General features: G+C 62.1%; 12 protein-coding genes. 7 read left to right on the plus strand and 5 right to left on the minus strand.

The annotated features are described in order from the left end of the window. Positions 1 to 35: 35 nt before the first annotated feature. The gene (locus CGL56_RS07965) at positions 36 to 2,216 is read left to right on the plus strand and encodes a T9SS type A sorting domain-containing protein (protein ID WP_167641598.1); all 2,181 of its coding nucleotides are present in this window, start codon (positions 36 to 38) and stop codon (positions 2,214 to 2,216) included. Positions 2,217 to 2,245: 29 nt separating this feature from the next. On the opposite strand, the gene CGL56_RS07970 is transcribed toward CGL56_RS07965, so the two are convergent. Continuing rightward, positions 2,246 to 3,574: a pyruvate dehydrogenase complex dihydrolipoamide acetyltransferase gene (locus tag CGL56_RS07970; protein WP_099105993.1), complete on the minus strand. Its 1,329-nt coding sequence runs from the start codon at positions 3,572 to 3,574 to the stop codon at positions 2,246 to 2,248. 157 nt (positions 3,575 to 3,731) lie between these two features. On the opposite strand from CGL56_RS07970, the gene recR reads away from it, so the two are divergent. Further along, positions 3,732 to 4,331: a recombination mediator RecR gene (recR, locus tag CGL56_RS07975; protein ID WP_099105994.1), complete on the plus strand. Its 600-nt coding sequence runs from the start codon at positions 3,732 to 3,734 to the stop codon at positions 4,329 to 4,331. Here recR and coaD read toward each other — a convergent pair. Beyond that, positions 4,296 to 4,775 carry a pantetheine-phosphate adenylyltransferase gene (coaD, locus tag CGL56_RS07980; protein ID WP_099105995.1) on the minus strand — a complete coding sequence of 160 codons (480 nt, stop codon included), beginning with the start codon at positions 4,773 to 4,775 and terminating at the stop codon, positions 4,296 to 4,298. The genes recR and coaD overlap by 36 nt on opposite strands. A 2-nt stretch (positions 4,776 to 4,777) precedes the next feature. Continuing rightward, positions 4,778 to 5,677 carry a glycosyltransferase family 2 protein gene (locus CGL56_RS07985; protein WP_099105996.1) on the minus strand — a complete coding sequence of 300 codons (900 nt, stop codon included), beginning with the start codon at positions 5,675 to 5,677 and terminating at the stop codon, positions 4,778 to 4,780. A 48-nt stretch (positions 5,678 to 5,725) separates the two neighbouring features. Here CGL56_RS07985 and CGL56_RS07990 point away from each other — a divergent pair, with 48 nt between their 5' ends. Both CGL56_RS07990 and aroC read left to right on the plus strand, forming a co-directional pair. Then, positions 5,726 to 6,703 (plus strand): glycosyltransferase family 2 protein, encoded by a 978-nt coding sequence (locus CGL56_RS07990; protein WP_099105997.1) that lies wholly within the window; start codon positions 5,726 to 5,728, stop codon positions 6,701 to 6,703. Positions 6,704 to 6,756: 53 nt separating this feature from the next. Further along, a complete protein-coding gene (aroC, locus tag CGL56_RS07995; protein WP_099105998.1) occupies positions 6,757 to 7,839 on the plus strand; it encodes a chorismate synthase in 1,083 nt (360 codons plus the stop codon). A 12-nt stretch (positions 7,840 to 7,851) separates the two neighbouring features. Here the strand turns inward: aroC and CGL56_RS08000 are convergent, their stop codons facing one another. After that, entirely contained in the window at positions 7,852 to 8,472 is a 621-nt protein-coding gene (locus CGL56_RS08000; protein WP_167641597.1) for a TIGR04282 family arsenosugar biosynthesis glycosyltransferase, read from the minus strand. A 76-nt stretch (positions 8,473 to 8,548) separates the two neighbouring features. Between CGL56_RS08000 and CGL56_RS08005 the strand changes: the two genes are divergently transcribed. Genes CGL56_RS08005 through CGL56_RS08015 form a run of 3 tightly spaced genes read left to right on the plus strand, consistent with a single transcriptional unit; the run spans position 8,549 to position 11,071 of the window. After that, the gene (locus tag CGL56_RS08005) at positions 8,549 to 8,836 is read left to right on the plus strand and encodes a DUF427 domain-containing protein (protein ID WP_099106000.1); all 288 of its coding nucleotides are present in this window, start codon (positions 8,549 to 8,551) and stop codon (positions 8,834 to 8,836) included. A 9-nt stretch (positions 8,837 to 8,845) separates the two neighbouring features. Next, positions 8,846 to 10,099: an ergothioneine biosynthesis protein EgtB gene (gene egtB / locus CGL56_RS08010; protein ID WP_099106001.1), complete on the plus strand. Its 1,254-nt coding sequence runs from the start codon at positions 8,846 to 8,848 to the stop codon at positions 10,097 to 10,099. Between the two features lie 3 nt (positions 10,100 to 10,102). Beyond that, on the plus strand, positions 10,103 to 11,071 hold the full coding sequence (locus CGL56_RS08015) for an L-histidine N(alpha)-methyltransferase (RefSeq protein WP_099106002.1): 969 nt from the start codon (positions 10,103 to 10,105) through the stop codon (positions 11,069 to 11,071). On the opposite strand, the gene CGL56_RS08020 is transcribed toward CGL56_RS08015, so the two are convergent. Continuing rightward, a complete protein-coding gene (locus tag CGL56_RS08020; RefSeq protein WP_099106003.1) occupies positions 11,037 to 11,909 on the minus strand; it encodes a glycosyltransferase family 2 protein in 873 nt (290 codons plus the stop codon). The two genes, CGL56_RS08015 and CGL56_RS08020, sit on opposite strands and share 35 nt — an antisense overlap. Positions 11,910 to 11,927 lie beyond the last annotated feature (18 nt).

The raw sequence follows: 11,927 nt of genomic DNA on the forward strand, positions 1-11,927 counted from the left end.
CGTTACCTTTACACCGGTACACGAACCTTGTCTTGATGCGCCTTTGCTGCCTGATTTTATCTTTTGCGCTGAGTTGCGGCCTGACTGCTCAGTCCGAACCTTCCGTAGCCCGGCAGTGGAATGAGGTGTACCTCCTGGCCATCCGCCACGACTTTGCCCGCCCGGTGGTCCACGCCCGCAACCTCTACCACGGCGCGGCGGCCATGTACGATGTTTGGGCTACCGTTAACCGCCGCGGAACGCCGGTTCTGGTGCGCCTCGACTCCTCCGGGCTGCCCCCCTACCCCAATGCCCACGCAGCCACGGAGGAAGCCCTCAGTTACGCGGCCTACCGGCTGCTGTTGCACCGTTACACCAGGGCGCCCGGCTACGATACCATCCGCCTGGCCGCCGACCGACTGATGCAGCGCCTGGGCTACGACCCCACCTACACCTCCGCCGACTACACCGACGGGGCGCGACCCGCCGCCCTGGGCAACCACGTCGCCGCCCGCATCATTGCCCACGGGATGACCGACGGGGCAAACGAGGCATTGGATTACGCCAATGCCGGCTACCCCGACCCCGTAAATCCCCCGCTGTTCCTCGACCGCCCCTTCAGCATCCTGACCCTGGAAGACCCCAACCACTGGCAGCCCCTGGCTTTTCCCGGCACGGTGGTCGACCAGTCGGGCAATCCCATCGGCAACATCCCCGGCTTTCTCGGGGCCAGCTGGGGCCGGGTCACCCCCTTCGCCATCCCCGCCGCGGCCCGGACCCTACCCTCCGCCAGCCGGCCGATTTACGGCAACAATCCGGTGTACCACGACCCCGGTCCGCCGCCCTACTACGACCCCACCGATACCGCCGCCCTCAACCTCTACCGCTGGAACTTCGAGACGGTGCTGAAGTGGTCCAGCCACCTCGACCCCGCGGATAGTGTCCGCTGGAACATTTCTCCCGGAGCGCGCGGAAACGCTTCTGACGACCTCCCGGAAACCGCCGCCGAATACCGGGCCTTCTACGACGAGCACGCCGGGGGGCAGCCGGGGGCGGGCCACCCGGTAAACCCCGCCACCGGGGAACCCTATCCCGACAATTTCGTGCTGCGGGGCGACTACACCAGGGTGCTGGCCGAATTCTGGGCCGACGGCCCCGATTCGGAGACCCCGCCCGGCCACTGGTTCACCATTTTCAATCAGGTGATGGATCACCCCGAGTTCAGTCGCCGCCTCTGGGGGGAAGGGGAAGAACTGCCTACCCTGGAATACGACGTCAAGGCCTACCTCACCCTCGGCGGCGCCATGCACGACGCCGCCATCACGGCCTGGAGCATCAAGGGGAAATACGACTACATCCGCCCGATCAGCGCCATCCGCTTCCTGGCCAGCCGCGGACAGGCCACCGTGGAAGACCACCGCTTCTACCACCCCGGGGGCATTCGTCTCGACCCCGGCTTCATCGAGCTGGTCGAAAGCGGGCAGGAGGTGGTGAACAGTACCGCCCTGATGACCGTGAAGGCCCGTGCCTGGATCGGCAATTCCTTCATCGACGACGCCGACATCGAAGCGGCGGGGGTCGACTGGATCAATCCATCGGTCTGGGAGCCCTATCAGCGGCCCAACTTCGTGACCCCCAACTTCGCGGGCTACGTATCCGGCCACTCCACCTTCAGCGCCGCGGCCGCCACCGTGCTGACCGCCCTGACGGGCACCCCCTATTTTCCCGGCGGAGTGGGTGAATTCGTGGCGCGCAAGAATGAATTTCTGGTATTCGAGGAAGGCCCCAGCGAAGACATCGTACTCCAGTGGGCCACCTACCAGGACGCGGCGGCGGAAACCAGCCTGAGTCGGATCTGGGGCGGCATCCACCCTCCGGCCGATGACATTCCGGGGCGGCGCATCGGTCGCCTGGTCGGTCGCGACGCTTACGAGCGGGCCGATAAACTTTTCCGGGGAGACGCTACGCCCACTACCGATCCGGAGGAGGGGAAAAACTTACTGGCCGTCTACCCCAATCCCGTGGCAGCCGGCTCACCCCTAACCGTAGTGACGGCAGAAACCGAAACTCCCCTTGACCTTGAGCTGTACAACGCGCTCGGGCAACGGGTGGCCACCTACCCCCCGAAAGCAGGGCACCCGCAGCGGATATCCACCGCGGGACTTGCTCCGGGTGTCTATCTGCTACGGGTGCGTAGCCACCAGCGGCAACTGGCGGTTAAGGTTCAGGTACGCTAGGGTAGACCACCGGCACGGCGGTCAGCCCCTCACACCATCAGGCGGATGGGGTCTTCCAGGGTAGCTTTCACGTCGTTAAGGAATCCGGCGGCGGAAGCTCCGTCAACCACGCGGTGGTCGCTGCTCAACGTCACCTTCATGATCTTGCCGGGAACTACCTCACCGTCGCGGACGACGGGCTTGTCGTTGATGCCGCCAACGGCCAGGATACAGGCGTCGGGCGGGTTGATGATGGCGGTGAATTCCTCGATACCGAACATGCCCAGGTTGGAGATGGTGAAGGTGTTACCCGTCATCTCGTCCTGCGACAGTTTCTTGTTCTTGGCGCGGCCGGCCAGCTCCTTCACTTCGGTGTTGATCTGGCTCAGCGACTTCATGTTGGCGTAGCGGATCACGGGGACCAGCAGTCCGTCGGGAATGGCTACGGCGACGCCGATGTTCACGTCCTTGTTCACGCGGATGTGGTCGCCCTGCCAGCTGGAGTTGATGGCCGGGTGCTTGGGCAGGTTGACGGCGCAGGCCTTGACGACCAGGTCGTTGAAGCTGATCTTCACCGGGGCAACCTCGTTGATGCGCTTGCGCAGCTCCCAGACCTTGCTCATTTCGATCTCTACGGTCACGTAGAAGTGGGGGGCGGTGAACTTCGATTCGCCCAGGCGGCGGGCGATCACCTTGCGCATCTGGCTGACGGTGGTCTGTTCGAAGTTGGCCTCTCCACCGCCGAAGGAGAATCCGGGCACCTTGGCGGCGGGTTGCTCCACGGTCACGTTGGGGCTGGGCTGCTGGGCGGGGGCGGGGGCGGGCTGGGCCGTTTGGGGCTGGGCGGCGGGCGCGGGTGCCGTCCGGGCTTCCTCCACGTCGCGCTTCACGATGCGGCCTCCTTCACCGGTGCCGCTGATGCCCTTGAGGTCGATGCCGGCCTCCTTGGCCATGGCGCGGGCCAGGGGGCTGGCCTTCAGGCGGTCGTCGCCGCCTTGTTCGTCGGTGGTGGTCCGACCGGGGGTCGCCGGGGCGGCCTCGGCGGGAGCGGTGTTGTCGCTTTCGGCGGAATCCGACGGTCCGGAAGCAGCTTCTCCGCTGGAACCGTTGCCGGCGCCTTCGATGGCGGCCTTCCAGTCTTCACCCTCCTCTCCGATTACGGCGATGACGCCGTCGATGGGCACGGCACCTTCCTTTACGGCGATGTGGAGCAAGGTTCCCTCGAAGAAGGAATCCAGCTCCATGGTGGCCTTATCGGTTTCCACCTCGGCGAGCGTCTGGCCGGGTTCCACGGCGTCACCTTCTTCCACGAGCCAGGCTACGATGTTGCCTTCTTCCATGGTATCACTCATCCGGGGCATGCGTATCACCTCAGCCATAATCTCTTTATTTTAGGTCGTTGTCGGGGAGCGGCAAATTTGCGGCCTATTCCCGGGATAAACAAACTCATTGTCTCACCGATTGTTTTTTCCCCGGGCCCTGCTTCTCTTTACGCCCCTAACCTACCGCTTCTACCCTTCTAGATCACTTTTCTGCATGCAATTTTCCTCCCGCCTCATTGAAGACGCCGTCAATGCCTTTGCCTCCCTGCCGGGAATCGGCAAGAAAACGGCCCTGCGGCTCGTCCTCGACCTGGTACAACGCCCCACCGAGGACAGTGTCCAGCTGGCCCACGCCGTGGCCCGCATGCGGGAAAATATCCAGCACTGCATCACCTGCGGCAACCTCAGCGACCAGACCACCTGCAGCATCTGCCGCGACCAGCGCCGCGACCGGTCGATCATCTGCGTAGTGGAGAGCATCCGTGACGTGATGGCCATCGAGGAAACCCAGCAGTACCGGGGCGTTTACCACGTGCTGGGCGGGGTAATTTCCCCCATTGAAGGCGTGGGGCCGGCCGACCTGAACATCGACACCCTCATCAGCCGGGCCCGGGACGGCGAGGTGGAGGAGGTCATCATGGCCATCAGTCCGACCATCGAGGGCGACACCACCATCTTCTACCTGAACAAGCAGCTCGCGGAGGCCGAGGTGCAGATCAGCAGCATCGCCCGGGGGGTAAGCTTCGGCGGTGAGCTCGAATACGCCGACGAGGTGACGCTAGGTCGTAGTATCGTAGCGCGCCGGAAGCTGTAACTCTTCCGGAAGGAAAGGCCGGGCATTACCGCCGCCCTTGATGATTTCCCGTACGATGGTGGAACTGATGTGGCTGTAGGCCGGCTGGCTGATTAGAAAGATCGTCTCCAGCCCCTCCCCCACGATCTCGTTCAGCTGAGAGATGGTCTTTTCGTAATCGAAGTCACTGGCGTTGCGGAGCCCCCTCAGCAGGTAGCGGGCTCCGATCTTGCTACAGTAATGGGCGGTAAGTCCTTCGAAGCTGTCCACGCTTACCTTCGATTCGTCGGCGAAAACCTCCCGCAACCACGCCATGCGCTGCTCCAGATCAAACAGTGTCTGTTTTTGACTATTGGTACCGACGGCCACCACGATCCGGTCGAACAGGGGTACGGCCCGTTTGACGAGCTCTACGTGGCCACGGGTAATGGGGTCGAAGGATCCGGGGAAGACGGCGGTTTTCATGTCTAGCGTTTGCTGTACCTGTGGGGGAAAAATTCTCCCCACGCGAAATAATATTTTGTAAGGCAATCCACTATCCCGTTCTGCCAGTAATAGCCCGGTTTAAATAGAACCCTTGCTACATTAAAAGGCACACTGTAACCAGTAATTAAAGCCAGGCGAAGGAACAATTCCCACAAGCTCAAAACATGATTACCGCGCATCCCTATTCCATCCCGGCCTGATGCATACGCTAACTGGAGTTGACCCTTTAGCGTATATTTATAGGGTTGGACTAAATGGTCAATATAGATCTCAGGGTCATAATAAATCTTGTAGTTTGCTGCCCGTAATCGGAGTTGAAATTCATCCTCATCTCCACGACCTACCTCCTTTCCATGCATGCCTACGCTATCTGAAAATCCTCCTACAGCCTCCCATGCTGATTTCCGAACCGCGATCAAACATCCGATAAGATATTCTTCACCTTTTAGTTCCCCATACTCAGTCTGACCAACAGGCCGGTAAGGTTTATTATAGTATCGGACGAGCCACCTAGGTGGGGTAGTTAAAAACCAGTGGCGCACCTCACCCCCCAAGGCGGCGTAGTGTGCAGTGACTATCCTAGCCAGGAACTTTTCAATTAGATCTACCGGAGCTTGAATGTCATCATCAAGATAAAGTGCCCAGGGGCTTCGCGTAACTTGCATTCCACGGTTCCGCGCTACACTATGCCCAATCTTAGGTTCCATTACGTACTGCGCTCCGTACTTTTCTACCACTTGTTGGGTTTCCGGGCGACACGCATTATCAACGACCACAATACCATAGTGGGACCGGTCAATCGTCTGTTTACACAAAGTCTTTAAACTGTTTTCCAATAGACTCTCACGAGCGTAAGTGCAGATAATCACCGTTAATTGCATCGGTTAAAGGTAAGCTTCGCACCAATAACAGTGCAAACTCTCTAGACTATGGACCTATCCGTAATCATCCCTGTTTACAATGCCGAGAACTATTTATGCGAAGCAATAGAGTCGGCGATTCGGGCAGGGTCACAAGTGCCGGGGGGATGGGAACTCCTTTTGGTTGATAATAATTCCACGGACAGAAGTCCTGATATTCTACATCATTTTCGGGATCGATTCCCTAATCACGTCCGCCTATTGACAGCTGACAAACAAGGGGCTCCTGCAGCGAGAAATGTCGGTCTTGCGGTCGCTTCGGGACAGTGGGTCCAGTTTCTAGACGCTGATGACTTCTTAGAAGAGGATAAAATAGCCGCCCAACTTAAAATGGTCGATCAAGGAACCCAGTGGGTCATTGGAGCCTACTATAACTTATGGCCCGACGGATCGACCGACACATCCATCCCCGATCCGGACCCTTTTCGCGGTTTGGTGATGAACCACCGCGTCGGCAACACCAACGCCAACCTGTACCGCCGTGAGGCCCTGGCCCGGGTCAACAACTGGAATGAAGCTACTCCGTATTATGACGACCCCAATCTGCACCTTCGGCTGCTAAAGGCGGGGACCAACTACGTCATTGATCCGGTTGTGCGTAGCTGTTACCGCCACCACGCTGGAGAGCATCGGGTAACCAACAACAACAAGGCCCTCCAAACCTCCCAAGCTGTTGATCTGATCGTGGAGACCATTAATTTCCTCAGCAGCAACCGGCCGGATTATTTCCAGCAAAACGCGCCTTTCTTCCTCGGAGCACTACTGCGCGCCATCCGCATCCTGGCCACCTATGATCTCGATGCGGCAACGGTCGCCTATCGCATCCATTTTGGCCCGGCGGCAAAATGGGCCATCGACCGCCCCTACGAACTGGTGGGCCGCTATACCCGGCTTTACCCCTATCTGGGATTCCGCAACCTCGAGCGGCTGCGGCTGGCGTTGGCTACCGTATTACCCGCCGCGCTTAAGCGCCGGCTGAAAGCCTAATCGATTACCTTAGCGGCCCTTCCTGAACCCCCGCCCCAGATCCTGCGCTCCTCATGTCCGGCAACACCCACGGTACCCTGTTTCGCGTCACCACCTTCGGAGAAAGCCACGGCGTTGGCCTGGGGGTAACCATCGACGGCTGCCCGGCCGGACTGTCCCTCGACGTAGAGGCCATCCAGAGGGAAATGGCCCGCCGCCGCCCCGGCCAAAGCCGGATCGTCACCCAACGCAAGGAGGGCGACGGCGTGGAACTGCTCTCAGGTACCTTCGAGGGCAAGACCACCGGTACCCCGATCGGAATGGTGATCTACAACCAGGACCAGCGCAGCAAGGACTACAGTCACATCTACGACAAGTACCGGCCGAGCCACGCCGACTATACCTTCGCTGCCAAGTATGGCCACCGCGACTACCGGGGGGGCGGCCGCTCCTCGGCCCGGGAAACCGCCGCCCGCGTAGCGGCCGGCGCCGTAGCCCAGCAACTGCTGGCGGGTTTTGGCATCAAGATCCGGAGCTACGTCGACCAGGTCGGCGACATCCGCACCGGCAAGGAACACGAAGAACTGGACCTGTCGCTCATCGACTCCAACGACGTACGCTGCCCCGACCCCGAAGCCGCGGCACGGATGGAGGAGGAAATCCTGGCCGTCCGCAAGGCGGGTGACACCATCGGCGGCGTGGTCAAGTGCGTAATCAGCGGGGTACCCCCCGGCTGGGGCGAGCCCGTTTTCGACAAGCTGCACGCCGATCTCGGCAAAGCCATCCTGAGCATCAACGCCTGCAAGGGATTCGAGTATGGCAGCGGTTTCGCCGGGGTGACCCTGCGCGGCAGCGCCCACAACGATGCCTTCTATACCGACGCCGACGACCGGGTGCGCACCCGCACCAACCGCAGCGGGGGCATCCAGGGAGGCATTTCCAACGGGGAGGACATCTATTTCCGGGCGGCCTTCAAACCGGTGGCCACCATCATTTCCGACCAGGAAAGCGTGAATGAGGCCGGTGAATCGGTGACCGTCGTCGGCAAGGGCCGCCACGACCCCTGCGTACTGCCCCGGGCGGTGCCCATCGTGGACGCCATGGCCGCCCTGGTCCTGGCCGACCACTGCCTGCGCGCCCGGGTCAACCGGCTGTAGCGTACAAATCGCCTATTCCTCCTCCAGCCCTTCGGGCAGGGGCCAGCCGTAGCCCAACCAATCCTCCAGGTGGTCGACGTCGGAAAGTACCGGGAGGCGGGCCACCGGGAGACCTTGCACCTGCGCCCGCGCCAGGGTCTCATCGAGCACTGCCGAGGTACTCCACTCCATATCAGCGAACAGTTCCGGATGCGGATGCCGCATCCCCAACAGGTAGTACCCCCCGTCGTTGGCCGGACCGACCACCAGGGCGTGGCGCTCCAGTTCGGACAAAGCCTGGCGCAGGATATTGGCCGTCAGCCCCGGACAATCGCTGCCGATGATGATGACCCGCTCGTGCCCCCGCACGAAGGCGTGGTCGAAGGCCGCGGCCATGCGCTCGCCCAGTCCCTGCCCCACCTGCACCAGCTTGATGAAGGCGCGGTTGGGCCAGTCGTCGTCCACCGCTACGTGGTCGGAATAGTGGAGGTAGCGCGTCACCCCCTCGAGGGCCAGCAGCTGATCGCGGGTGTGCCGACAGAGGATGCCGTACATTTCTAGGGCCATGTCGTTGCCCACGTCCTGGGCCAGGCGGGTCTTGGTTTTTCCGGGAATGGGGTTCTTGACCATTACGATCACGGCGGGTTGCTGCATGGCGACAAGATAAGCCACCGCCGGGCCAAACCCCCGCGCCCAAGGTCGGGTTACATGACCTCCGAGCAGACCGATCATGATGCAAGCAACCTGGAAGGGCCAACTGCTGGCCCAAAGCGACCGCACCGTAGTGGTGGAAGGCAACCACTACTTCCCCCCCGAAAGCATTCGTCCCGAGTACTTCAAAGCCAGCGAGACCACCACCTTCTGCGGCTGGAAAGGCGACTGCAAATATTATCACCTGTCGGTCGACGGGCAGACCAACCCCGACGCGGCCTGGTACTATCCGGAGCCCTACCCCCGCGCCGAACACATCAAAGGCCACCTTGCGTTCTGGAAAGGGGTGGAGGTGAAGGAGCAATAACCAATATCCGTGACAGTAGCCAGCAGCCCCAGTATCCTCCCCCACTTCGACCGCGTCCGCCGGCAGTCGGTCCGCCTGTGTGAACCCCTGACCGCCGAAGACTACACGGTACAGCCCGCCCCCGACGTCAGTCCGCCCAAGTGGCACCTCGGCCATTCCACCTGGTTCTTCGAGAACTTCATCCTGGCCGACCACCTCCCCGGCTACCGGCGGTTCGACGAGCGGCTGAACTGGTTCTTCAACAGCTACTACGAGAGCCAGGGACCCCGCATCCTCCGCAGCCAACGCGGCAACATGACCCGCCCGGGCCTGGAGGTGATCCTGGAATACCGGCGGCACGTGGATACGGCCATGCGCAAACTGCTGCAGGAGGGCAACGAAACCGTCCACACCCTCACCGAACTCGGCCTTCACCACGAGCAGCAGCACCAGGAACTGCTCCTGACCGACATCAAGTACATCCTCGGCAGCAACCCCCTGTACCCCATCTACCAACCCCGGGAAGCAGAAAGCCCCCCACCCGTTGCCCACCGCTTCCTCCCGGTAAGCGGAGGACGCTATTCCATCGGGCACGCGGGGGGTGGTTTCTGCTGGGACAATGAGCTCAGCCGCCACGATGTACTGCTGCAGGATTTCGGCATCGGCTCCCGCCTGGTGACCAATGGCGAGTACCTGGCGTTCATCCGCGACGGGGGCTACTCCCGCTTTGAGCTCTGGCAGATGGAGGGCATCGAATGGGCGCGCACCCTGGAGGTGAAAGCCCCGCTGTACTGGTACCCGGAGGGCGACGCATGGCGGCAGTATACCCTGAACGGCGGACTGGTGGACATCGATCCGGACCTGCCCGTCACCCACGTCAGCTGGTACGAAGCCGACGCCTACGTCCGCTGGGCCGGGGCGCGGCTGCCCACCGAATTCGAGTGGGAAGTGGCCTGCCGGCAGTACGAACCCCAGCCCGACCGCGACGGCAACTGGGTGGAAAGGGGCAGCTACCACCCCACCGCCGCCCGCCACGCCGACGACCACCAGCTACTCGGTCACTGCTGGGAGTGGACCAACTCGGCCTACCTGCCCTACCCCCGCTACCCCCGCCCCGAGGGCGCCCTGGGGGAGTACAATGGAAAATTCATGGTCAACCAGATGGTCCTCCGCGGCGGCAGCTGCGCCACCCCCCTGAGTCATATCCGGCCGACCTACCGCAACTTCTTCCAAACCGACAAACGCTGGCAATTCACCGGCATTCGGCTCGCCACAGACCGCTAACCCATGACCGCCTCCGCTACCACCCTTACCCCTTTCGGACAGGACGTACTCCAGGGCCTCTCCCAACCCCAACCCACCCTCAACAGCAAGTGGTTTTACGACGAGCGCGGCAATGCGCTCTTCCAGCAGATCATGCGTTGCCCGGAGTACTACCTCACGGGGGCCGAAGCGGAGATTTACCGTAGCTGCGCCCCCGCCCTGCTGGAGGAACTGGACGGCGCCCCCTTCGACCTGATCGAACTCGGCGCCGGCGACGGCAGCAAGACCCAGCTCCTCATCGAGCAATTCCTGGCGGCCGGGGCCCGCTTCGCCTACCGCCCCATCGACCTGAACGCCGCCGCCCTGGCCGAAGTCCGCGATCTCATTGGGCTGCGGTGGCCAAAACTGGAATTCCAGGCCATCCAGGGCGACTACTTTGAGGCCCTCGATCGTCTGGGCCGCTCTACGGGTAGTCGCCGCCGCCTGGTACTGTTCCCCGGGGCGAACATCGGCAACTTCCATCCCGGCGAGGCCGTCCGGATGCTCGAGCGCATCCGCGGGTTCCTGGCGGCGGGGGATTTGCTGCTGACCGGTTTCGACCTAAAAAAGGATCCGGCGGTGATCCTGGCCGCCTACAACGACCCGACGGGCCACACGGCCGCCTTCAACCTCAACCTCCTCCACCGCATCAACCGCGAACTGGAAGGTAATTTTGACCTCGACCACTGGCGGCACTGGGAAACCTATAACCCCGCCACCGGGGCCGCGTGCAGCTACCTGCTGCCCACCAGTGCCCAGGAGGTCACCATCCGGGCCCTCAACCAAACCTTCACCTTTCGGGCATGGCAGGCGATTGCCGTAGAGATCAGCCAGAAGTACAGTTTGCGGGAAATCGAGGGCATGGCCGAAGCCGCCCAATTCACCTGCCTGCGCCACCTGCAGGACGCCCGGGGCTACTTCACCGATAGTTTATGGCGGGTACCCACGCACTGATCCACCACTTCAGTTTCAGCACGTCGAGGGCCTTCAGGTTGCGGGTACGCAGCAGATAGCGCAGCAGTACCCGCTCGGGAATGTACTCCGCCACCTGGGACAGCACCGGGTAACGATCCGCGAACCGCGTAAGCCGTGTGGTGAGGGTAGGATACGACCGGCGCAGCTGCTTGAGGTTCTCGATGGCCTGCCGCTGTTTTTCCAGGAAGACTTCCGTGGGTTCCAGCCCCAGGTGGTCGACGGGGTTGTCGATGTAGGTGATTTCGATCCCGTCGGGCGCCAGCAGTTGCCCCCACAGCGTATCCTCGTGGCCGTACCCCCTTACCTGGGGGAAGGGGTGGGTGAGCAATACGTCCCGCTCGGCCATGAAATTGTTGCTCTGGAACTGCAGGTACTGCCCCTGGCGGCGGCGCGCGGGTGCCACGGTTTCCCGGTGACGGCCGTAGCGCCAGTGCAGGAGGTAATCGGGATTCTCCGGCGGCTCTTCGGCGTAGGTCGTACCGCCCACCAGCACGGCCGCGGGCGGGGCGCTGAGGTAGCGCACGAGCAGTTCGGGGTTGGGCCAGCTGTCGACATCCAGCATCAGCAGCCGGTTGCCGGCCGCGGCGCGCACCATCCGGTTGCGGATCTCGGCGCGGCCCACGTTCTGGGGTAGCTCGGTATAGCGGACCCGCGGCATTTCCCGCAGTTCCCGGTTCAGCTCCCGCCACCGGTCCTCGCTGTGGTCATCGTAGACCAGGATCTCGAGCGATTCGCTTACGGCCTCTGCCTGCCGCAGCAGTTCCCGCACCAGGGGGCGGGCGTCGTACCCGAAGACGGGAATACAAATGGAAAGCATATACCTCAGTAATCGTGG

This window comes from Neolewinella marina, assembly GCF_002631205.1.
Taxonomy (GTDB): domain Bacteria; phylum Bacteroidota; class Bacteroidia; order Chitinophagales; family Saprospiraceae; genus Neolewinella; species Neolewinella marina.